This is a genomic window from Mannheimia sp. USDA-ARS-USMARC-1261, from assembly GCF_000521605.1.
GTDB classification, from domain to species: Bacteria; Pseudomonadota; Gammaproteobacteria; order Enterobacterales; family Pasteurellaceae; genus Mannheimia; species Mannheimia indoligenes.
Map to the genome: position 1 here is coordinate 2,217,298 of NZ_CP006942.1, position 22,724 is coordinate 2,240,021.

Consider the following 22,724-nt stretch of genomic DNA (forward strand, 5'->3'; position numbering starts at 1 on the left):
AAACTAAAGTACAATTAATTGCGATGAAATTACTTTATATTATCTGCGGGTTTATCTGCATCGGGCTTGGGGCTATTGGTGCAGTTTTACCAGGGCTGCCTACTACACCTTTTTTACTCTTAGCCTTATTCTGTTTTACCAAAGGTTCAGAGAAAATGCACTTGTGGTTTATTCAAACCAAACTGTATAAAAAATATTTGCAGGAATATGATGAGAAACGGGCAATGACGATGAAGCAAAAAATCACAATTTTAGCAATTTCCTTTCCGTTTACGCTATTTGCCTTTTTAACCTTACCACATATTGGTGGGAAAATCGCTGTTGCAGTATTAGTGATTATTCAATATTGGTATTTCTTCTGCAAAATGAAAACCCTTCCTGCCGAGCCGATAAAGCCTTAATCCTCTTTCTTTCTTCTCGCCCTTGGGTGTGCAGAATCATAAATTTTGGCAAGATGTTGAAAATCCAAGTGGGTATAAATTTGTGTAGTCGAAAGGCTACTATGCCCCAATAATTCCTGAACTGCCCGTAAATCTCCGCTCGCCTCTAACATGTGGGTGGCGAAAGAGTGGCGTAATTTGTGTGGATGCAGATGACTTTCTAATCCCTGACGCTCGCCCCACTTTTTCATCGCTAACTGAATGGAGCGGTGCGACAACCTCCCTCCACGCTTATTCAAAAATACCGCGTTATCCTGTGGCTTAAACTGTAGGCGAACCTCAAGCCAACGATTCAGTGCATTTAACGCCTGTGAGCCAATCGGCACAATACGTTCCTTACTGCCCTTACCTTGCACCCTAACCTCTTTCGCCGATAAATCCATATCGCCCAAATCCAGCCCTTGCAATTCAGACAACCGCAAGCCGGAACTGTACATCAGCTCCATCATTGCAAGATCACGCAAATCACTTGGCTCATCGCTTTCAATCGCAAGCAACTGCCCGACCTGCTCGGCATCAATATTTTTCGGTAAATGCTTGCCTACTTTCGGCGATTTCACCCCCAAAGTCGGGTTTGCACTCATTCGCCCAACTTTAATCAGATAGACAAACCATTGCCGCAACGCCACCAACCGCAAGCCGATACTTTTCGCACTTAGCCCCTGTTTATGACTTTGGCTGAGCATCCAACGCACAGAGCTACTTTCCACTTCTTCCCAATGCTCAATCCCCGCTTGCGAAAAAAGCTCGCTTACCGCCATTAGCTGGCGTTGATAGTTACTCAATGTATGCGGGCTGACCTGCTTTTCAATTCGCAGAAAATCCCAATAAGGCTGAGTTTGTTGGAAAAGGGGGTTAGTGGTATTCATAGATGGCTGTTACAAGCGGTTATATTTTAGGGAAAATTTGCAAGTAGGGACGCACTCAGTGCGTCCCTACTAAAATGGATTATGCTAAACCCAACTGCCCGATGCGAACACCCACATTCCCAAGTGCCACAGGGCTTAAATATTCGCCTAAAAACTCAAATAACTCATCAATATCGGTAAAACTGCGATGAATTTTCACTTCATCTTCCACCTTGCGAGTAAACTCATATTGCACACTTTCCCCGTTAATATGAGCCTCAAGCGTAATATAAACCGTTTCAAAATAATGGCTGATTGAACCCTCAAAGCCCGGGTCGCTCACTCGCACATTCCAATGATTACTAAATAAAACTTCGGTTTTTACTGACATTGTGTTTTCCTTATTTTTATAAAATCTTACTGCATTTTAATCAAGCTAGGCAAAATTTACTACCTTTGATTGAGAAAATAGAGGGAGATATTCATTCCAATAGTCACATTAATCATGATATTAATCGCCTAAAAACATGATCATAGTCAAAAAACCATGACTTTACCCAACCAGTAAAGTTAAATTTAGTTGACCAAAATAAACTTGTTACTATAATTCAACCAAAATATAAGGAGGAAATATGACCGAGAGATTAGATTATCTTGATGATATAGACCAAGAAATTATGCAATCTTATTTTTCATTAAGTGAAGCTGTAGCAGGCCTGTTAGGCGAGTTTTGCGAGGTAGTGATTCATTCCCTTAATGCATACGAAAACTCAATCATCAAAATTATTAATGGTCATCATACTAATCGTAAAGTAGGTTCCCCAATTACAGATAAAGGGTTACAGTTACTAAAAAGTTACCAAAAGGATAAATCATCTAGTAAGCAAGTTTACTTTTCAAGGTTAAATAACGGTAACTTAATTAAATCAACTACCCATATCATTATTGGCCATAAAGGGGTACCTATCGGTTTATTTTGTATTAATTTAAATTTATCTACCCCTCTAGATAAAACCGTGAGTTCTTTTATGGCAAATGACCCCATTCCGTTGTATCACAAAAGCGAAAACTTTATTACACAACCTAAAGAACTGATTGAAGAAACTTTCTATAAAGCGATTACCGAGATAGAACAACATACAGCTAAAAATTCAAAACTCTACAAGAAATCAATTATTTTCTACTTATTTGAAAATGGGATCTTTGAATTAAAAGATGCTGTGCCTATCGTTGCGGAAAAATTATCTCTTACCAGCCATGCAATTTATAAGCATTTAAGAGAATTTAAAAACAATATTTAATTTCTACTATTACTAATCAAGGAGAATCTATGGATACTCAAAAACTCTCGCCTGCTGAATTTAAGCAAGCAACAAAATTTGATTCAACTGATTTTGGTTGGGTCATTATGAGTATAGGAATGGCTATCGGCGCGGGTATTGTATTCTTACCTGTTCAAGTCGGACTGATGGGAATGTGGGTCTTTTTACTTTCCTCGGTAATTGGCTATCCTGCAATGTACCTTTTCCAACGTCTTTTCATTAATACTTTAGCAGAATCTCCCGAATGCCGCGACTATCCAACGGTTATCAGTGGGTATTTAGGAAAAAACTGGGGAGTATTTTTAGGCATACTTTATTTCATTATGTTAGTGATCTGGCTGTTCGTTTACTCTACTGCTATAACGAATGACAGTGCCTCTTATTTACTTACCTTTGGTGTCACGGATACGCTACTTTCTGAAAACCCTTTTTACGGTCTAATACTAATATGCATTCTAGTTGCACTGTCATCACGAGGGGAACAATTACTCTTTAAAATCTCTACATTTATGGTGCTAGCCAAACTCTTAGTTGTTGCCGCTTTAGGAGTTGCTATGGTAGGGATGTGGAATTTAAATAATATCGGGGCATTGCCTCCATTTGGAAAACTGATCAAAGATGCAATTATCACATTACCTTTCACACTCACATCAATTCTATTTTTACAAACACTCAGCCCGATGGTAATTTCTTATCGAGCTAAAGAAGTATCACGAGAAGTAGCTCGCTATAAGGCATTACGAGCAATGAATATTGCTTTTGCTATCTTATTTATTACCGTTTTCTTTTATGCTGTTTCCTTTACTCTCGCAATGGGGAAAGAAGAAGCCTTAAAAGCTTATGAGCAAAACGTTTCTGCATTAGCAATTGCAGCACAATTCTTCCCGGGTAGCTGGGCAACCTATGTAGGCGTAGCACTCAATATCTTTGCAGTAATGACTGCATTCTTCGGTGTTTATTTAGGATTTAGAGAAGCTACACAAGGGATTATCATGAATCTATTATTAAGAAAATTCCCTGCTGAAAAAATCAATCCGAATTATGTACAAAAAGGTATTATGATATTCTCTGTGCTACTCGCTTGGAGTGCCATTGTACTTAACGCCCCCGTCTTGAGCTTTACCTCTATTTGTAGCCCGATTTTTGGCTTAGTTGGGTGCTTGATTCCTGCATACCTTGTATATAAAGTACCTGCGTTATTTAAATATAAAGGCTTAGCACTCAATATTATTATCATCACGGGGATTTTACTGTGCATCTCTCCATTCCTCACATTTTTAGAGTAAATAAGGTTAGTTATGAACATTCATTGTGAAAAATTGGAACAATCCATTCTTAATGCAGTCAACCACGAAGTAGTACCGGCATTAGGTTGTACCGAGCCGATTTCGCTTGCCCTTTCCTCTGCGATTGCACGTCAATATTTGGGGCATTTACCGGAGCGTATCGAAGCTAAAGTTTCACCAAATTTAATGAAAAATGGCATGGGTGTTACCGTGCCTGGTACAGGAATGGTTGGCTTGCCGATGGCAGCCTCAATCGGTGCAATTGGTGGTGATCCAAATGGTGAATTAGAAGTGTTGAAAAATATTACACCAGAACAAGTCGAGCAAGCTAAAACGATGCTTAAAGAGGATAAAGTGTCCGTTTCCATTTTAGAAACCGAGCATATTTTATACTCTGAAGCGACATTATTTCATCAATCGGAACGTGTTTGCGTAAGAATTGCCGAACATCATACCAATGTGATTTACATCGAAAAAAACGGGGAAATACTGTTAAGTAAACCTTGTGCCGTCAATAATGACAACATCACTGATGTCTTTACTGCCCTAACAGCAAAAGATATTTTTGACTTCTCGATGTCTGTCGATTTGGAAAAAATCCGTTTTATTGAGCAAGCAGCACAATTAAACACTTCTCTCTCACAAGAAGGGCTAAAAGCGGATTATGGATTACATATCGGACGAACATTACAAAAACAAATCGGATTAGGTTTAATAAGTGATGATTTACTTAATCGGATTGTAATTGAAACCACTTCAGCCTCTGATGCCAGAATGGGAGGCGCGAGTTTACCAGCCATGAGCAACTCCGGCTCTGGTAATCAAGGTATCACTGCGACAATGCCGGTCGTTGTTGTTGCACGCCATTTAAATGTTAGCGAAGAAAAACGGATTCGTGCTCTATTTCTTTCTCATTTAATGGCAATTTATATTCATAGCAAATTACCTAAATTATCAGCACTGTGTGCGGTAACCACTGCCGCAATGGGAAGCTGTGCAGGTGTTGCATGGTTATTAACAGGAAAATTCAAAAATATCAGTATGGCAATCAGTAGTATGATTGGAGATATTAGCGGAATTATCTGTGATGGAGCATCTAACAGCTGTGCAATGAAGGTTTCCACAAGTGTAACCTCAAGCTACAAGTCCATTCTGATGTCCTTGGATAACAGTCAAGTCACAGGCAATGAAGGCATTGTCGAATACGATATCGATCGTTCGATCAATAACCTCTGTAGTATTGCCTCACGCAGTATGCAATACACTGACAAACAAGTGATTGAAATTATGGTAAATAAACCTAAATTGAAATAATCGTTTTGTAAAACTCTCGATCAAAAAGACCGCTTGCAAGCAGTCTTTTTTCTGGAAAATTTGGTATAGTGGACAAAATTGAGTCTGTAAATTAGGTTAAAACCTTGTAATATAAGGCTTTAACCTACTTTTTATAAAAATGCCTAAAAAATTGCATTTTCTGCTCATCTTTTAATCTCAAAAAATACGGTAAAATTAACGGTATCCAACGCTATAAATGCCTTGATTGTAACCGTAACTTTGTCGCATCTAAGCGACTTAATTCCGAAGAAATTTGGTTTAAGTACAGTTCTCAAAAACAAACGATTCAACAACTTGCTTTTGAATACCAATGTTCTGAACGGACGATTAGAAGGCATCTCGAAAAAGCGACAAAAGCCGAGCAAAAATCTCTTCCTCAAACAGTAAATATCGTGATGGATACCACTCACTTTAAACAACGTTTTGCTGTACTTATCCTAATGGATTCCTTATCTTTAAAGCCGATTTATTTTCGCTTTATTTCTGCGGAGAAAAATCAATATTATTTTGACGCTATCTCAGCGTTAATTGAAAAAGGAATTAACATTCAATCAATTACCTGTGATGGAAGAAGAGGATTATTAAATGCTTACCCCAATATTCCTACCCAAATGTGCCACTTTCATCAAATCGGGCGAGGTATTTTTTATTTAACAAAATCACCAAAATCAGAGGCAGGAAAAGAGCTACTATCGCTTTATTACTCACTTAAATTTCAAACACAAGGAACACTTACTCTAGCCCTATCTGTATGGTTAAATAAACATAAAGGTTATTTCAATGAACGTTCTGCAACCAACCCAAAACGATTTAAACATAAGCGATTACGGAGTGCTTATTGGATTAAAACGTAGCATAAACTATCTATTTACCTATCAAGCGTATCCCGAGTTAAACATTGCACATACAACCAACTTGGTGGAGTCATTTTTTAGACAAATGAAAGTCAAATTAGTGCCACATCAAGGACTAACTGATGAACATAAGATGATGTTTATAAAGGATTTTGTTTGCCAAAAGAGTTGAAAATAAAGCCATAGCAGACTCAAAAATGTCCACTATGGCTAGTTCATTGGGAAATCAGACTCAATTTTGTCCACTATCCCGAAAATTTTACAAGTTATTGTAATAGCGAGATGTCTGCCACTTGCAGGAACAAACCTTGCAACGTGCTTAAAATCGCTAAGCGGTTTTGACGCAGTTTTTGATCTTCGGCATTGACCATTACGCCGTCAAAGAACGCATCGACCGGTTGACGTAAGTTCGCAAGTTTATCAAGCACCGCGGTGTAGTCGCCGTTAGCAATCAACGGTTGAACTTCGGTTCTTAACGCTAACACGCTTTCCGCCAACGCTTTTTCTGCCGGCTCAACGCAAGCGGTCAAATCGATTTCGCCAATTGCAATATCCGCTTTCGCGAGAATGTTGCTGACACGTTTGTTCGCTGCGGCTAGGGCTTCGGCACTGTCTAATTCACGGAAGTGCGACACCGCACGCACACGAGCGTCAAAATCTGCTGGGCGAGTTGGGCGGCGGGCAAGCACAGATTGGATGACATCCACCGCAATGCCTTCGCTCTCATACCACGCACGGAAACGACCGAGCATAAAGTCCACCACTTCGCTCACCACGTTTTGGTTAGTGAGTTTATCGCCAAATAATTTTGCTGATTTTTCGACTAAATCCGTTAAATCAAGCGGTAAATTTTTCTCCACAATAATACGCAGAGAACCTAATGCCGCACGGCGTAGGGCGAACGGGTCGGCACTGCCTTTTGGTGCTTGCCCGATACCGAAAATCCCCGTGAGCGTGTCGAATTTATCCGCCAATGCCACCGAGCAAGCCACGAGGCTGTTCGGCAAGTTGTCGCCCGCAAAACGTGGCATATATTGTTCATTCAACGCCACTGCCACTTCTTCATCTTCGCCATCGTGACGGGCATAGTGCATACCCATTACGCCTTGGGTGTCGGTAAATTCAAACACCATATTGGTCATCAAGTCGCATTTTGACAGCAAGCCGGCACGTTTTGCTTTGGTTTGATCTGCACCGATTTGTGCCGCAATTTCACCCGCTAACGCTTCAATGCGAGCTGTTTTGTCACGCAATGTGCCGAGCTGTTGTTGGAACAACACGGTTTCAAGGCGTGGTAATTGGTCTTCTAATTTTTGTTTTAAGTCAGTTTTGAAGAAGAATTCCGCATCAGTCAAACGTGGGCGAACCACTTTTTCGTTACCTTCGATGATTTTGCTTGGGTCGTCCGGATTGATGTTCGACACAAAAATAAAGTGCGGTAACAATTTGCCGTCTTTGTCGTAAATCGGGAAGTATTTTTGGTCGCCTTTCATCGTATAAACCAACGCTTCCGCAGGCACGGCTAAGAAACGTTCTTCAAATTTGGCGGTAAGTACGTTTGGATACTCAACCAGAGATGTTACTTCGTCCAGCAAATCTTCTTCAATATCCGCCACGCCGCCCAAAGCGGTCGCTTTTTCTTGGGATTTTGCAAGGATTAACGCTTTACGCTCATTGAAATCCGCCACCACAGAACCACGATCTTTCAGCAGTTGTGGGTATTGATCCGCATTGTCAATTTGGAACTCACGTTCACCTAAGAAACGGTGACCACGAATGGTACGGCCGCTCGCTACGCCTAAAATTTCGCCTTCAATCAGCTCCGCACCGAATAAAAGGGTAACGGTATGCACCGGACGCACGAACTGCTCGCTCTTATCGCCCCAACGCATTGTTTTTGGAATTGGCAAATTCGCCAGTGATTTAGCGATAATATCGACCAACAGATTTTTAGTCGGCTGACCTTCAATCACCGCACGATGCACCAGCCATTCGCCTTTGTCGGTTGCAATACGCTCGGCTTGCTCAACCGTGATGCCACAGCCTTTCGCCCAGCCTTCCGCCGCCTTAGTCGGCTTGCCTTCGGCATCAAACGCCGCCGACACCGCTGGGCCACGTTTCTCGATTTCTTTGCTCGGTTGAGCGTCCGCCAAACCCAGCACCTTCACCGCCAAACGGCGAGGGGCAGCAAACCATTCGACTTTCTCGAAAGTAAGCCCTGCTTGGGTCAGCTCTTGTTCAACATTCTCCGCAAATGCGGTCGCTAATTTTTTGAGTGCCTTCGGTGGCAACTCTTCTGTGCCGATCTCGGCAAGGAAGTTTTGTGTTGTCATTTTGTTTCTCTATAAATTTATCTAGATAAATAATCAGGTTTTGTTTCAAAAAGTTTTAATTGCACATTATGATTTTTTATAGGAAGTTCATTTTCTATATGGTTAAAATTACTTACTATAGCTTCTACCATAGGATTACGATTTTTTTCTTTTGCTCCAATATGGTAAAAATGCTCTCTATTCTTTATATCAAATTTCTTCCAAAATATATCAATATATTGATTTGTACGATAATCATTGTGATCCCAAGTAGATAATATAAAACGGGCTGGAGTATTTTTTAAAATATCAAATAAATCACACTCATCTTCTTCAGACCATGAATTAAAGTAATCTACATGTCTGTCAATATAAGGGGGATCGCAATAAACTATATCTTGTTCTTTCGCCATTGAGATGGTTGTCCTAAAATCTTGACAAATAAATTCAAAATCTTTGATTTTTAACAACTCTTCAATAAATGAAATCTGATTTATTATTTTTGTAACATAAGCCTGTGCAAATCTATTTGGCTTTCTGCAAAAAGGTACATTGAACTCACCTTTACGATTAAATCTGATCATTCCATTAAAACAAGATCTATTTAAGAATAAAAAATCAAGTGGCGATTTCTTATCGTTAAATCTATCTCTAATATAGTAATAATGATTTTCTCCATTCTCTAATAATAAGTTCCCTTCTCTAATCAAGAACTCTTTAGCAATAAATGAAGATATACTACCATTAGAAATAGACTTGTAAAAATTTATTAAATGAGGATTTGTATCACAAAGTATCGCCTTTTTAGGTGCCAAATTAAAAGCAACAGCCCCTGTTCCCATAAATGGCTCAATCCATGTTCCATTAAAATTAGGGGGAATATACTCTGAAATCCAAGGTATAAGTTTAGTTTTAATTCCTTGAGATTTGATAGGTGGAACACTAACTTTCATTTTTGTTATTTCCATTACTCCTATTGTTTTTATTAACTATTAAATCAACATCTCCTTTTCTATATTGCACAAAATCTTTTAAATTTGTTATTGTTTTATATTTATTATTTTGTTTGATTTGTATCTTTTTATAGTTTATCCAATAGTCATCGAACCATTCTTCCCCTAATTTAGAGAACATCCCATTTCCATTAATAATATCCTCTATATTATTTATACTTCCTATATTTGCAGTATTGCCACTTCCTGATTTATCACTAGCAATTTTCCATTTCTCAACCACAAAGAATTGGAAATTAGCAATAACAGATGAAATGGATTTTAATTTATCTAATGTGTAGATCTTAGTTTCATCTATATCTCTTGACGAAGTTCTATCATAAATGATACCTAGGCAATAATGTCCTTTATAGCTGTTGTATGGAAATTGAATGTTTTTAGTGCTTTGTCTATCGGTAAAATAAGCTCCATGGGAACCTAATGTAAATCCATTGCATAAGTAGGGCTTTTTAGGATTTCTATAGGTGGTTTTAAAATCAACTGCAAATCGAATATTCTCATCAGATTTAGAAACAAAAGATATGTCAGGATAATAGTTTTGATGTTCAGGTAATACAATCTTATAGTCATTCTCTTCTGCAAACTTTAGGATTAAAGGAAAAAGATGTATTTCTAAAACTTTAGATACAATCTTTGTATCAGCAGAGATTGTATAGATATTTTTATAAGTATCTATAAACCCTTTTATTGACCATTTCCCATCGTCATCAGAAATTTTTTGTTGTAATGTAGATACAAAGGTCTGTAATGCTTTTTCAAAAACTTGTTTGGTTTTCATTTAATTATCTCTATTTATAACAACAGCTTTCGCCAACTTCTTGCTTATGTTTTGCTAGCCACTCTGAATAAAGTTCCATTTGGCTTGCATATGAATCTTCGAAAGATTGAATTAACTGTGAAATTTCGTTCACAAATTTAGTATGGGCATTAGCTATAACAAGATAATTTTTGTCTCACCCATTGTTATCTCATTTTGCAAAATTTCCGCTAAATTTAACCGCTTGTTAGCCAAAAATCCCTTTTAATTCAGCCAAATCTAACACCACTTTATCCCCTTCCAACAGCAACGCCGGAATGCCAATATAGCCGTTAGCTTTGGCGTTATCAAATGCGGGGTGGCTGTCACGCAGGCGTAAAAACGGTTTTAGGGTTGAACCGCCTTTGGTAATGTCGCACTCGTCAAATTTCATGCCCAAACGTTCTAATTCTGCGACAAATGGGGCGGTGTCAGGACACCAGTGGGCGAAATATAAAATCGGTTTCATTATAAATCCCTATCGTAGGGGCGAATTGCAATTCGCCCCTACATTTATCGCACAAATTATTTTTTACAACCTGGGAACCCTAACGCTTCACGGCTCGCATAGTACGCTTCGGCAACACCTTTGGTTAAGGCACGAATGCGTAAGATATAGCGTTGGCGTTCAGTTACCGAAATTGCTTTGCGAGCGTCTAACAAGTTAAAGCTGTGAGCCGCTTTTAAGATGCGTTCGTAAGCCGGCAGCGGTAACGGTTTTTCTAAGCCTAACAGGTATTGTGCCTCTTTTTCGTACTGTTCGAAACATTGGAATAAGAAATCCACATCGGCGTATTCGAAGTTGTAGGTGGATTGCTCCACTTCGTTTTGGTGGAACACATCGCCGTAGGTGGTTTTGCCCAGTTCGCCGTCAGACCAAACAAGGTCATACACCGAATCCACGCCTTGAATATACATCGCCAAACGCTCTAAGCCGTAGGTAATTTCGCCTGTTACCGGCTTACATTCTAAGCCGCCGACTTGTTGGAAGTAGGTAAATTGGGTAACTTCCATACCGTTCAACCACACTTCCCAACCTAAACCCCACGCACCCAGTGTTGGGTTTTCCCAGTTGTCTTCCACGAAACGGATGTCGTTTTGGGTTGGGTCGAAGCCAAGCATTTTCAGGCTCTCAAGGTAAAGTTCTTGAATGTTGTCCGGCGACGGTTTGATCACGACTTGGAATTGGTAGTAGTGTTGCAGGCGGTTCGGGTTTTCGCCATAGCGACCGTCTGTCGGACGGCGGGACGGTTGCACATAGGCAAACGCCATCGGCTCAGGACCTAATGCACGCAAACAGGTCATCGGGTGCGAAGTACCTGCCCCCACTTCCATATCAAAAGGTTGAACCACAGTACAACCTTTGCTTGCCCAGTAATCTTGCAGGGCTAAAATCATTCCTTGGAAAGTTTTTACATTAAATTTTTCGCTCATTACTATTTACTCTTTAATTTGAAAAACGGTAGAAAAATGCTGGTTATTATAGCCTGTAAGCGGTCATTTTTTGGGATTTTTTTGCAAAAATTTTATAAAAGCGGTTTTATGATGTAAATCAACACTTTTTTGCTCAATTTGTGTAAGATATAACCTAGTTTTCTTGTCTGATTTAAGTGTGGGGTTTATGATGAAATCATTATCGAAAATCGTTCTCTACCTATTGGGGTTACTCACGCCAATACTCTCTTTTGCCAGCCCAACAAGTTACACCACTGAAATTATCCCCTTATTTGCCGATAAAAATTTAACGCAAAAAATCGGTCAGTTAAAAGCAGGAGCTGAAATTAAGCTAGTGCAAACAACGGCAAAAGCCTCCGAAATTGAGCTAAATTTATGGCGAAAAACTAAAGGCTTCGGGCGAATTTGGTATCACGATTTTGCTAAAAATATTACCGATGCTGTCTTTGAAAAATCTTTTATCAGCAATAACCCACCATTAGATATTTTGGCAGATAAAGAAGATCCGAACACAGGCTTAATCTGGCAGAGGGTAAAAATGAAAGTATGGGTGGAAAATTCAGAATTTACCCAAGATTTAACTGATTTCTGGGCAAACGCACAAAATACTTATAAAACGGAGTGTAGTGTTTGCCACAAACAGCGTGATACCAAAATGCACGATGCAAACGAATGGATTGCTGTATTTAACGGTATGGTTGGCTTTACTGATATGGATGAAGCCACGCAGAAACAAGTGCTTCGCTATCTTCAAATGAATGCTTCTGATGCCAATTCCACAAAATAGAGAGGAAAGATTATGCTACATTCTCGCCGTCAGTTTTTAAAAAATATGTCGATTATGGCTGGTGCATTTGCAATGCCGAATTTCCTTGTTCCTCGTGAAGTAAAAGCCAATAGTACACCCGTAAGTGATTGGAAAATCACAGGTTGTCAGTGGGGGGCTGTGCGTGCCAGAGTGGAAAATGGACGAGTAACTGAAATCAAGCCTTTTGAGTATGATAAACACCCGTCTGAAATGATTAACGGCATTAAAGATCTACTTTATAGCGAAGCTCGTGTGCGTTATCCAATGGTGCGTGTGGATTGGCTTAAAAACCGCCAAAACAGCAATCGTACACAGCGTGGCGATAATCGCTTTGTGCGTGTGAGCTGGAAAGAAGCATTAGATTTATTCTATGAAGAGCTGGAACGTATTCAAAAAGATTACGGACCTTGGGCGTTACATACGGCGAATGTGGGTTGGCGTTCTTCCGGGCAGTTCCACAGTTGCGGAAATCATATGATTAGAGCCATTGCGATGCACGGCTCAAGCGTTAGTTCGGTAGGTGATTACTCCACAGGTGCAGGGCAAACCATTCTGCCTTATGTGCTAGGCAGTACAGAGGTTTACTCGCAAGGAACATCTTGGGAGATTATTTTAAAAGAGACGGAAAACCTGATTTTCTGGGCAAGCGACCCGGTGAAAAATTTACAAGTGGGTTGGAACTGCGAAACTCACGAATCCTATGGATATTTAGAGCAACTCAAACAAAAAGTAGCGGAGAAAAAAATCAATGTGATTTCTATTGATCCGGTTAAAAGCAAAACTCAAAATTTCTTAGGTTGCGATCAACTTTATGTTAATCCACAGGCAGATATGCCGTTTATGCTGGCAATTGCTCACACTTTATATGAAGAAAATTTATACGATAAAGCTTTTCTTGATGTCTACACTTTAGGCTTTGAAAAATTTGTGCCTTATTTATTGGGCGAAACAGAAGATAAAATCGAAAAAACACCTGAATGGGCTGCTCCAATTTGTGGTATTTCTGCGAATAAAATCCGTGAATTTGCCCGTATGCTGGCAGGAAAACGTACACAGCTGATTTTCGGCTGGGCAATTCAACGCCAACAACACGGCGAGCAGCCTTATTGGATGGGAGCAGTACTGGCAGCAATGTTAGGACAAATCGGCTTGCCGGGCGGTGGAATTAGTTATGCTCATCACTATAGCTCGATTGGTGTTTCCAGCTCCGGTGCAGCAACGCCCGGTTCTTTCCCGTCTAACCTAGATGAAGATCAAAAACCAAAATACGGCAATAAAAACTATAATGGTTACAGTGAGGTTATTCCTGTTGCTCGTGCCACAGACTCTTTACTACACGCAGGTGAAACCATTGATTACAATGGCAAGAAAATTGTTTACGCTCCCTATAAAATGGCAATTTTCACAGGTTGCAACCAATGGAGCAGACAATCTGATCTCAACAAAATGAAAAAGGCATTCCAACAACTCGAAACGGTGGTTACTATCAACTACAGTTGGACGGCAACTTGCCGCTTTGCCGATATTGTGTTGCCTGCTTGTACTCCATTTGAGCGAAACGACATTGATACCTACGGCTCATACAGCAATAGAGGTATTATTGCGATGCAAAAACTGGTTGAGCCGATGTATGAATCTCGCCCTGATTTTGAGATTTTCAAAGATTTATGCAGTCGTTATGGCGAAGGAAAAGCAGGGGAATATTGCCAAAACCTTGATGAAAAAGGCTGGCTAAACCGCTTATATACCGAATGTCGCCGAGCTAATCGAGGCAAATTTGAAATGCCAAAAACCTTCGATGAATTTTGGCAAACGGGCTTTGTGCTGTTCCCTGAAGGCAAGGCTTGGGTTCGGCATAAAGATTTCCGAGAAGATCCTGAACTGCACGCATTAGGCACACCATCGGGTTTTATTGAAATTTACAGCACTAAAATTGCCAAATATGGCTATGATGACTGCAAAGGACACCCAATGTGGTTCGAAAAAGCAGAACGCTCACACGGCGGACCGAAATCGGATCAATATCCTTTCTGGTTACAATCGTGCCACCCCGACAAACGTTTGCATTCACAGCTTTGTGAATCAAAAAGTTTACGTGAAACTTACAGCGTACAGGGCAGAGAACCATTTTATATGAACCCGCAAGATGCAGAAAAATTAGGCATTAAAGATGGTGATTTAGTGCGGGTTTTTAATGAGCGAGGACAAGTTTTGGTGGGAGCGGTACTGTCAGACAACTTCCCCACCGGCGTGGTTCGATTACAAGAAGGGGCTTGGTATTCACCTGTTGATGAAACCATCGGTGCATTAGACACCTACGGCAGCCCAAACACGCTCACTCTGGATATTGGCTCATCTAAACTCTCTCAAGCAACTTGTGTAAGCACCTGCCTAGTGAATGTAGAAAAATGGCAAGGCGAAGCCCCAGCACCGAACGGTTTTAGCGGAGCGATTGAGGTAGAGCGTTTATGATGCCATTAGCAAAAGAAGAAAAGCTACTACTGCTGCAATGGTTGCGTAATCTGCTCGCACGAGAACTCTCAAATGAGCAGTTACAAGCCTTACAAGCGGTCGAATTTCAACAATTTTTTGCATTTCTGGCTGAAATTGGCTTTGCCCCCCAAAGCAAAGCCTTAGTGGAGGAAATTCAAAAGCTCGGCTTATTTGAAAATCCACGTTTAGAATTAGCTGCTGATTTCGCCCAATGCTTTTTGCTTGAAGGCAGATCCTCTGCTCTACCCTATGCTTCCGCTTATTTAACTGATCCTACTCTCTCCGAAAATTTAGCGAAAATGGATCGCTATTTAGATCGCTTCAAACTCCAACTCAACCGAGAAACCAACGAACCTAGCGATCATCTCGTAGTGTATTTGGAAGTTTTGATCCAACTTATTGAGCAAAACAAGCACCAAGAAGCGAGTGATTTCATCAAAAATCAACTGCTGACTTGGCTACCTCAGCTGGCAGAAAAAACGGAAAAGACGAACATCACAACAAGGTTTTACCCGATTTTGGTTCGTTTTTTGTTGGATGTTTTGAGATAACAAAATTCCCTCAAAGCTTATCTCTGAGGGAATTTCTTACTGTATTTGATCGAAGTAATCAAACAAACGTCCTGAATTTTCTTTGGTGCGTTTTTCGATTTTTTCGACTTCTTTTTGTGCCGCTTCACGGTTTACAGGCTTACCTACTTGGATAATACCGCTCATATTCATTGTGCGGTGTGGCGGGCAATAGTAAACATAAACGCCTTCATGGGTAAGCGTAAGAGTAAATTTTTCATCTTCTTTAGAGAGGAATTTTTCCGCCCCTTCCGGAATCGCACGGCTTTCCATCCAATGCCCTTTGTCGGTTGGGATAAAAGTTATTGTATCGCCCACTTCTGCTTTCAAATAACCCGGTTCAAATACCATACCGCCTTCTGCATTATTATCAAGCATTTTGATTTCGTGATGAGCGGCAAATGTTGAAACCGAAAAAAACGCAAGCGATAAAAATGCCAACTGCCCTAACTTAGTTTGCTTAACCATATATCTCTCCTATGTTTTCAAACAAGCCTGTCTAGCACTTTAATCCAGCCGAAAAGTATTTGCAAATTTTTCCTCAAATATAACCGCTTGCATAAAAATAAGGGGCAAATTACTTTGCCCCTGTATTTATTCAATCAAGATGAATTATTTTTTCTTCGCGTATTTGAGTGAGTCAATTGCTACCGCTAAGATGATAATGCCACCTTTGATGATATATTGCCAGTAAGGGTTTACACCAATGTAGGTTAAACCATAGTTAATTACGGTGAAGATAAGCACCCCGGTTACTACGCCGATGATTGTACCCACACCACCTGCAAATGATACGCCACCTACTACGCAAGCTGCGATTGCATCCATTTCATACATAAAGCCTAAGTTGTTGGTTGCACTACCGATACGACCTGCTTCTAACATACCGCCGAATGCGTAGAAGATGCCTGAAAGCATATAAATACCCATTAAGTTAAGCGGTACGTTTACGCCAGAAACGCGTGCTGCTTCCGGGTTTCCACCAATCGCAAATACGTTTTTACCGAAACGGGTTTTATTCCATAACGTCCACATAATAATGGTGGCGATCACAGCATAAATAGTGATGTAGGAGAGCCTAAAGTCGCCAAAGCGGAAGAAACCTTGTGCAAAACTTGAGAAGTCATCGCTAAAACCAGCAATTGGCGATGAGCCTACAGCATCGTAGTAAAGCGAGTTAATCCCATAAACAATAATCATCGTCCCCATTGTGGCAATAAACGGTGTTACGTTGAGATAAGCTACCACAAAACCATTAAATAAGCCGATAAGTCCACCAATCACACAAACCGTTAAAACTACAACAGGAATTGGAATTTCGGATAAGTTCGGGAAAACTTTGTTCATATTTTCCATTGATTGTAACAAGGTGGCTGAGATTACTGCCGCTAAACCAACTTGGCGACCGGCGGATAAGTCTGTACCCTGTGTTACAATCAAGCCTGCAACACCTAGTGCAATGATAAGACGCACAGAAGATTGCGATAAAATGTTACTGAAGTTACGCAAGCTCAAGAAACTTGGGTCTTGCACAATAATCACAATAAGTAAGATTAATAATACGAAGTAAATCGCATTTTGTTTAAAAAAATCGAGTGTTCTATTTTGTTGTAAAGCAGACATACTTCACTCCTTGTCTATAAATATTTTGCTGCGAGTTGCAAGATTTCTTCTTGCGAGGTGTTGGCAGTTTCAACAATGCCCGCCACTTTACCGTTACTCATCACTAAAATCCGGTCTGTTACCCCTAGTAATTCGGGCATTTCCGATGAGATCATAATGATCCCTTTATCTTTATTTGCTAACTCTAAAATCAGCTGATAAATTTCAAATTTTGCCCCAATATCAATACCACGAGTGGGTTCATCAAGCATCAGAATTTCAGGTTGGGTTAAGAGCCAACGCCCGATAATCACTTTTTGTTGGTTACCGCCGGAGAGTGAGCCGATATGCGTTTGATGCGATGGGGTTTTTACATTCATCGAATCAATTACCCATTGGGTGTCGCTTTTCATTTTTTTATTGCTCAGCAAACCGAATTTTCCTAGATAAGACTTCATATTTGAAATCAATGAGTTAAACTCAATACTTAGGTTTGCATAAATCCCCGTTGAGCGACGTTCTTCTGTTACGAGAGCAAAGCCGTTATTAATCGCATCAAAGGCGTTACGGTTATTGATTTCTTTGCCGTTTAAGGTAATTTTACCGCTTGCTTTATCTCGCACACCGAAAATGGTTTCAACAATATCAGTACGTTTTGCCCCAACTAAGCCTGCAATACCTAAAATTTCCCCTCTGCGTAAGCTGAAGCTAACATCTTGGATAGAAGGTTGATTTTTTGCCGTTAAATTCTCTACTTCAAGAATTACTTCTTTTGGTAAATTGGTTTTTTCCGGGAAACGTTGAGTTAGCTCACGCCCTACCATCATTGAAACCACTTGATCCATCGAGGTATCTTTAATAGCAACGGTATTTACCCATTTACCATCTCGCAAAATGGTAATTTCATCACAAATTTTAAAAATTTCGTCCATTTTGTGAGAAATATAGATAATGCCACAGCCTCTGTCTTTCAGTTTTTGAATAATTTTAAACAGATGCTCAACTTCTTTTTCTGAAAGCGAAGAAGTCGGCTCGTCCATAATCACAATTTTGGCGTTGTAAGAGAACGCTTTAGCAATCTCGATCATCTGCATTTGTGATACAGATAATTTCGCCACTTTCTCACGTGGATCAACATCAATATCTAATTCATCAAAAATCGCTTTAGTATCACGATACATTTTGTCGTGATCCACAAAAGGACCTTTTAACGGATAACGTCCTAACCATAGGTTATCCATTACAGTTACTTGTTTTACCAGGTTCAACTCTTGGTGAACCATTGAAATCCCATTTTCTAATGCCTCTTTTGAGGTTTTAAAATTCACCGGTTTGCCGAGAAAAAGAATCTCGCCTTCATCTTTGGCATAGATCCCAAAGAGACATTTTAGCAAGGTTGATTTCCCTGCCCCATTTTCACCCATTAAGGCGTGAACACTATGGGATTTTACCGTTAAGTTAGCTCGGTCTAACGCTTTCACACCCGGAAACGACTTGCTAACGTTCGTCATTGTGAGTAGTACTTCGCCTGTCATATCTCACCCTGTTATATCGAAAACTCGAAAAAAAGGCACGAGTATCATCACTCGTGCCATAAAGTGCTAATTATTTTAAAAATTCGGATAAGTTGTCTTTATCAACACCAACGTAAGGAATACGCACTACGCGGTTTTCCAATTTCCATTGTGTACCTGCAACTGCATCTTTACCATCTGCTAAGTTTGCAGAAAGTTGAACAACCGCTTTACCTTGATTTACGCCGTCATTTAATACTGTACCTGCAATTTCACCTTTGCTGATTAACTGAAGTACTTCAGGTAACGCATCAACACCGAAGATTGGTAATTTTTTACCGTGTGCTTTAGTTGCTTCTAACGCACCTAATGCCATACCGTCATTGTTAGAAATGATCACTTCGATATCTTTCGCTTTACCGCTTGATAACCACGCATCTACTTTATCTTTTGCTTGAGCTGCATCCCATAATGCTGCATCCATAAAGATTTGTTCACTTTCAATGCCTTTTTCTTTTAAGCCCTCAACAACATATTTGGTACGAGCTTCCGCATCCGGATGCCCCGGTTCGCCTTTTAATAACGCAAATTGGATTTTACCGTCTTTGTTTAAGTCTAACGCTGGGTTTGCTTTCCACTGTTTGGCAATCAAATCACCTTGGATTAAGCCGGATTCTTTCGGATCTGTACCCACATAGTATGCTTTCGGATAGCTATCAATTGCCGCTGCACCCGGGTCTTTGTTAAAGAACACAACAGGTACATCTTCGCCTTTCGCTTTTTGGATAATAGTTTTATACGCTGATGGGTCAACTAAGTTGATTGCTAATGCTTTAACGCCTTTAGAAAGCAATACATCAACTTGATCGTTTTGAATAGATTGGGTGTTTTGCGAGTCGTTCATTAATAACTGAACTTTTTGAGCTTGACCTTCTTTTTCAATCTCTTTACGCATTAATGCCATAAAGTTATCGTCATATTTATAAATAGTTACACCAATACGATTTTCAGCTTGTGCTGTACTGATAGTCGCACCTAATGCTACTGCCATTGCCACTGCACTTAATACTGCTTTCTTCATAGAAATCACCTCTTTTGATATGTTTATCCTGACATATTCATTGCTTACCATAAGCAACTTGGTGCGAAGAATAACCCATTTTTGTAAAACAATCCGTGATCATTCTCACAGAATTAAGACAAAGTGGAGGATTTTTTAATTCTATGGCGGCTTTTTGAATATTTACTCTATCGGGAGATAGTAAATTTTTACGAAAAAATGACCGCTTGCAATGTTGTTTGTAGATTACAAGCGGTCGCTTTTATTAAAATTTTTGCAATTATTTTAAAAACTGCTCCAAATTTTCTTTATTTACGCCAATATGTGGAATATAAATGGTTTTAGATGGACTATTTTCCCACTCTGTGCCCTGTGTAGCCGGCTTACCTTGTGCTAAATTCGCGGCAAGTTGTACCACGACTTTTCCTTGTTCGACACTGTCGTTTAACACCGTACCGCTCATCTGCCCTGATTTAATTAAAGCTAGAGCTTCCGGCAAGGCATCAATACCGAAGAGAGGCAGTTTTTTCTCGTGAGCATTTAACGCATCTAATGCCCCTATTGCCATTTCATCATTATTTGAAATGACCACTTCAATCTCATTGGCTCGTTTTGCGACTAACCACTCGTTCATTTTATTGCGAGCAATGGTAGAACGCCACATTGCTGTGTCGCTATAAACTTCTTCTGTTGCAATACCTTGACGATTAAGCTCATCAATAACGGCTTGAGAACGCAAAGTACTCACTTCGCTCAATTCGCCTTTTAGCAATACAAACTGCAATTTTCCATCTCTATTTAAATCAAAGTGAGGGTTGGCTCTCCACGCTTTTGCAATGAGTTGTCCTTGTATTTCGCCTGCTTCTTGCGGGTTACTACTGACAAAATAAGCCTTTTCATAACTTTCCATTGCCTGTTTGCTCGGATCTCGATTAAAAAATACAATGGGCACATTATTCGCTTTCGCTTTTTCCACAATGGTTTTTGATTCGTTAGGGTGGACAATATTTACCGCCAATACATTCACTTTATGATTGAGTAAAACTTCGACTTGATTTAATTGCTTCACTTGTGAATTTTGAGCATCGTTCATAAACCATTTCAGATGACGGAAATTTTCTATCTCCTTATTCATCTCTTTACGCATCAACATCATAAAGTTGTCATCATATTTATAAATCGTAACGCCAACTCTAGGTTCAGATTGAGCATAGCTCATATTCACCCCGAGCATTACAGCACATACAAAAGCATTTAATAGACTACGTTTCATAGAATGTCCCTCTTGCTATGTTAATACGTTAGTTAAAGCATAACGAATTTAACTAAGAGAAACCGTGATCAGCTTCACAGATTAAAAAAGATTTTCATTGGTTTGATTTAATAAAAGCAGTCATTTTTCCTCCAAAATTTGCAAAACCTTTAGGGCTGAACAAGCCTAAGTGAGTAAAATTCTATCTAAATCAAATTCTAGGCGATTGAAGATTGCACCTGCTCTTATTTAGTTTTAAAGTAGCGATATTATTTATCAATTATGAGGATTAGCCAATGAAAAACGATAAACCCATTGAATGTGAAGGCTGTAACACCTTTGACGTCGGCTCAATTTTAGATAACAGCGAAACGGTTGCAAACATTAAACGCACTTATGAAACAGAAGCTGAAGCTCAAGCTGCACTGGAAAGATTTACTCAAAAAGCTCACGATGTTGAATCCGAACCTTGTGAAATTGAGAGTGAAATCTACCCGGTACAAGGTGGTTTTGAACTTAATGCCAATTTTAAGTTTAGTTGCCAAGCTGAAGTAGTTATCTTCCAATTAGGTACAAGAAATTAATAGCAAGGCTGGTTTAAACCAGCCTTACCTCTCTTAAAAGCACTTCACTCCACTTCAAAAGTAAAAATAATGTAAAAAAATTGAGATATATGTCATATTTTTAAAAAATTGTTGTTTACTTTTCTAAAAAATCAGGCAAATTATGAACAATTTTTGCAAACACTAACTATTTGGAGTGAATTATGTTAAAACCATTCAAAAAACTTGCTGCAGCATTAGCAGTAACCGCTGCATTTTCTGTATCAGCTTTTGCTAACGATCCAATCGTCATCAAATTCTCACACGTTGTAGCAAATGAAACCCCGAAAGGTCAGGGTGCGTTAATGTTCCAAAAATTAGTGGATGAGCGTTTGGCTGGCAAAGTGAAAGTGGAAGTCTATCCAAACTCATCACTTTATGCAGATGGTAAAGAGATGGAAGCATTATTGTTAAATAACGTACAAATGCTTGCTCCATCACTGGCTAAATTTGATAAATACACACCAAAAATTCAAATTTTCGATCTACCGTTCTTGTTTGACGACATTAAAGCGGTTGAACGTTTTGAGCAATCTGAAGCAGGTCAATCATTGTTAAAATCAATGGAAGACAAAGGTATTACAGGTTTATCTTACTGGAACAACGACTTAAAACAACTTTCTGCGAACAAAGAGTTACGTGAGCCGAAAGATGCTCGTGGTTTAAAATTCCGTGTACAGGCTTCAGAAGTGTTAGATGCACAGTTCAAAGCATTAAAAGCTGTACCGCGTAAAATGGCATTCGGCGAGATGTATCAAGGCTTACAAACAGGCGTTGTAAACGGTGCGGAAAACCCGTATTCAAACATCTACTCACAAAAAATTCACGAAGTACAAAAATTCATTACTGAATCTAATCACGGCTTATTATCTTATATGGTTATCGTGAACACAGAATTCTGGAACAAAATTCCTGAAGATGTACGTGTAGAACTTACCAAAATCTTAGATGAAGTGTCAGTTGAAGTGAATAAACAATCTCACGAACTCAACCAAAGCGATAAGAAGAAAATCGTGGATTCAGGTGCTTCACAAATCGTTACTTTAACGGATGAGCAACGTGAAAAATGGCGTGAAGCAATGCGTCCTGTATGGAAGCAGTTTGAAGATGCAATCGGTGCAGACTTAATCAAAGCGGCTGAAGCATCCAACAAACAGTAATTC

At 39.6% G+C, this 22,724-nt stretch carries 22 protein-coding genes; 10 read left to right on the forward strand and 12 right to left on the reverse strand.

Going from position 1 to position 22,724, the window contains the following annotated elements:
• The first annotated feature begins 23 nt into the window (after window positions 1-23).
• Window positions 24-401 (forward strand): YbaN family protein, encoded by a 378-nt coding sequence (locus X781_RS10775; RefSeq protein ID WP_025236868.1) that lies wholly within the window; start codon window positions 24-26, stop codon window positions 399-401.
• Here the strand turns inward: X781_RS10775 and xerC are convergent.
• Both xerC and X781_RS10785 read right to left on the reverse strand, forming a co-directional pair.
• Window positions 398-1,309: a tyrosine recombinase XerC gene (gene xerC, locus X781_RS10780; protein WP_025236869.1), complete on the reverse strand. Its 912-nt coding sequence runs from the start codon at window positions 1,307-1,309 to the stop codon at window positions 398-400. The two genes, X781_RS10775 and xerC, sit on opposite strands and share 4 nt — an antisense overlap.
• A 79-nt stretch (window positions 1,310-1,388) precedes the next feature.
• Entirely contained in the window at window positions 1,389-1,679 is a 291-nt protein-coding gene (locus X781_RS10785; protein WP_025236870.1) for a DUF5377 family protein, read from the reverse strand.
• A gap of 241 nt (window positions 1,680-1,920) precedes the next feature.
• Here X781_RS10785 and X781_RS10790 point away from each other — a divergent pair, with 241 nt between their 5' ends.
• From X781_RS10790 to X781_RS12695, 4 genes are all read left to right on the forward strand, one after another.
• On the forward strand, window positions 1,921-2,589 hold the full coding sequence (locus tag X781_RS10790) for a helix-turn-helix transcriptional regulator (RefSeq protein WP_025236871.1): 669 nt from the start codon (window positions 1,921-1,923) through the stop codon (window positions 2,587-2,589).
• Between the two features lie 29 nt (window positions 2,590-2,618).
• Window positions 2,619-3,896 (forward strand): amino acid permease, encoded by a 1,278-nt coding sequence (locus tag X781_RS10795; RefSeq protein WP_025236872.1) that lies wholly within the window; start codon window positions 2,619-2,621, stop codon window positions 3,894-3,896.
• A gap of 12 nt (window positions 3,897-3,908) precedes the next feature.
• A complete protein-coding gene (locus X781_RS10800; protein ID WP_025236873.1) occupies window positions 3,909-5,210 on the forward strand; it encodes an L-cysteine desulfidase family protein in 1,302 nt (433 codons plus the stop codon).
• A 155-nt stretch (window positions 5,211-5,365) separates the two neighbouring features.
• Entirely contained in the window at window positions 5,366-6,085 is a 720-nt protein-coding gene (locus X781_RS12695; protein WP_442914794.1) for an IS256 family transposase, variant Zn-binding type, read from the forward strand.
• A gap of 266 nt (window positions 6,086-6,351) precedes the next feature.
• Here X781_RS12695 and glyS read toward each other — a convergent pair whose 3' ends face one another.
• The 5 genes from glyS to glyQ all read right to left on the reverse strand — a co-directional run bounded on the left by glyS (window position 6,352) and on the right by glyQ (window position 11,640).
• Window positions 6,352-8,418 carry a glycine--tRNA ligase subunit beta gene (gene glyS / locus X781_RS10810; RefSeq protein WP_025236874.1) on the reverse strand — a complete coding sequence of 689 codons (2,067 nt, stop codon included), beginning with the start codon at window positions 8,416-8,418 and terminating at the stop codon, window positions 6,352-6,354.
• 17 nt (window positions 8,419-8,435) lie between these two features.
• Window positions 8,436-9,365, reverse strand: a complete 930-nt coding sequence (locus X781_RS10815; RefSeq protein WP_235068750.1) for a DNA adenine methylase — start codon at window positions 9,363-9,365, stop codon at window positions 8,436-8,438.
• On the reverse strand, window positions 9,340-10,188 hold the full coding sequence (locus X781_RS10820; RefSeq protein WP_025236876.1) for a type II restriction endonuclease: 849 nt from the start codon (window positions 10,186-10,188) through the stop codon (window positions 9,340-9,342). The genes X781_RS10815 and X781_RS10820 overlap by 26 nt, the downstream gene beginning before the upstream one ends.
• Window positions 10,189-10,414: 226 nt before the next feature.
• Entirely contained in the window at window positions 10,415-10,675 is a 261-nt protein-coding gene (locus X781_RS10825) for a hypothetical protein (protein ID WP_025236877.1), read from the reverse strand.
• A gap of 56 nt (window positions 10,676-10,731) precedes the next feature.
• The gene (gene glyQ, locus X781_RS10830; protein WP_025236878.1) at window positions 10,732-11,640 is read right to left on the reverse strand and encodes a glycine--tRNA ligase subunit alpha; all 909 of its coding nucleotides are present in this window, start codon (window positions 11,638-11,640) and stop codon (window positions 10,732-10,734) included.
• Window positions 11,641-11,830: 190 nt separating this feature from the next.
• On the opposite strand from glyQ, the gene X781_RS10835 reads away from it, so the two are divergent.
• The 3 genes from X781_RS10835 to torD are packed head-to-tail and all read left to right on the forward strand — an operon-like array spanning window position 11,831 to window position 15,513.
• Window positions 11,831-12,448: a hypothetical protein gene (locus tag X781_RS10835; protein WP_025236879.1), complete on the forward strand. Its 618-nt coding sequence runs from the start codon at window positions 11,831-11,833 to the stop codon at window positions 12,446-12,448.
• Window positions 12,449-12,460: 12 nt separating this feature from the next.
• On the forward strand, window positions 12,461-14,941 hold the full coding sequence (gene torA / locus X781_RS10840) for a trimethylamine-N-oxide reductase TorA (protein WP_025236880.1): 2,481 nt from the start codon (window positions 12,461-12,463) through the stop codon (window positions 14,939-14,941).
• A complete protein-coding gene (gene torD, locus X781_RS10845) occupies window positions 14,938-15,513 on the forward strand; it encodes a molecular chaperone TorD (RefSeq protein ID WP_038644057.1) in 576 nt (191 codons plus the stop codon). Before torA ends, torD begins: the two co-directional genes overlap by 4 nt.
• A 36-nt stretch (window positions 15,514-15,549) precedes the next feature.
• Here the strand turns inward: torD and X781_RS10850 are convergent, their stop codons facing one another.
• The 5 genes from X781_RS10850 to mglB (X781_RS10870) all read right to left on the reverse strand — a co-directional run bounded on the left by X781_RS10850 (window position 15,550) and on the right by mglB (X781_RS10870) (window position 20,980).
• Window positions 15,550-15,999 (reverse strand): pseudoazurin, encoded by a 450-nt coding sequence (locus X781_RS10850; RefSeq protein WP_025236881.1) that lies wholly within the window; start codon window positions 15,997-15,999, stop codon window positions 15,550-15,552.
• 144 nt (window positions 16,000-16,143) lie between these two features.
• On the reverse strand, window positions 16,144-17,154 hold the full coding sequence (gene mglC, locus X781_RS10855) for a galactose/methyl galactoside ABC transporter permease MglC (RefSeq protein WP_025236882.1): 1,011 nt from the start codon (window positions 17,152-17,154) through the stop codon (window positions 16,144-16,146).
• Between the two features lie 14 nt (window positions 17,155-17,168).
• Window positions 17,169-18,668: a galactose/methyl galactoside ABC transporter ATP-binding protein MglA gene (mglA, locus tag X781_RS10860; RefSeq protein WP_025236883.1), complete on the reverse strand. Its 1,500-nt coding sequence runs from the start codon at window positions 18,666-18,668 to the stop codon at window positions 17,169-17,171.
• A 70-nt stretch (window positions 18,669-18,738) separates the two neighbouring features.
• Window positions 18,739-19,728 carry a galactose/glucose ABC transporter substrate-binding protein MglB gene (gene mglB / locus X781_RS10865; RefSeq protein WP_025236884.1) on the reverse strand — a complete coding sequence of 330 codons (990 nt, stop codon included), beginning with the start codon at window positions 19,726-19,728 and terminating at the stop codon, window positions 18,739-18,741.
• Window positions 19,729-19,987: 259 nt separating this feature from the next.
• Complete coding sequence (gene mglB, locus X781_RS10870; RefSeq protein ID WP_025236885.1) at window positions 19,988-20,980, reverse strand: galactose/glucose ABC transporter substrate-binding protein MglB; 993 nt, start codon at window positions 20,978-20,980, stop codon at window positions 19,988-19,990.
• Window positions 20,981-21,255: 275 nt separating this feature from the next.
• Between mglB (X781_RS10870) and X781_RS10875 the strand changes: the two genes are divergently transcribed.
• Window positions 21,256-21,543 carry a YfcZ/YiiS family protein gene (locus X781_RS10875; protein ID WP_025236886.1) on the forward strand — a complete coding sequence of 96 codons (288 nt, stop codon included), beginning with the start codon at window positions 21,256-21,258 and terminating at the stop codon, window positions 21,541-21,543.
• Window positions 21,544-21,725: 182 nt separating this feature from the next.
• Window positions 21,726-22,721, forward strand: a complete 996-nt coding sequence (locus X781_RS10880) for a TRAP transporter substrate-binding protein (RefSeq protein WP_025236887.1) — start codon at window positions 21,726-21,728, stop codon at window positions 22,719-22,721.
• Window positions 22,722-22,724: the final 3 nt, after the last annotated feature.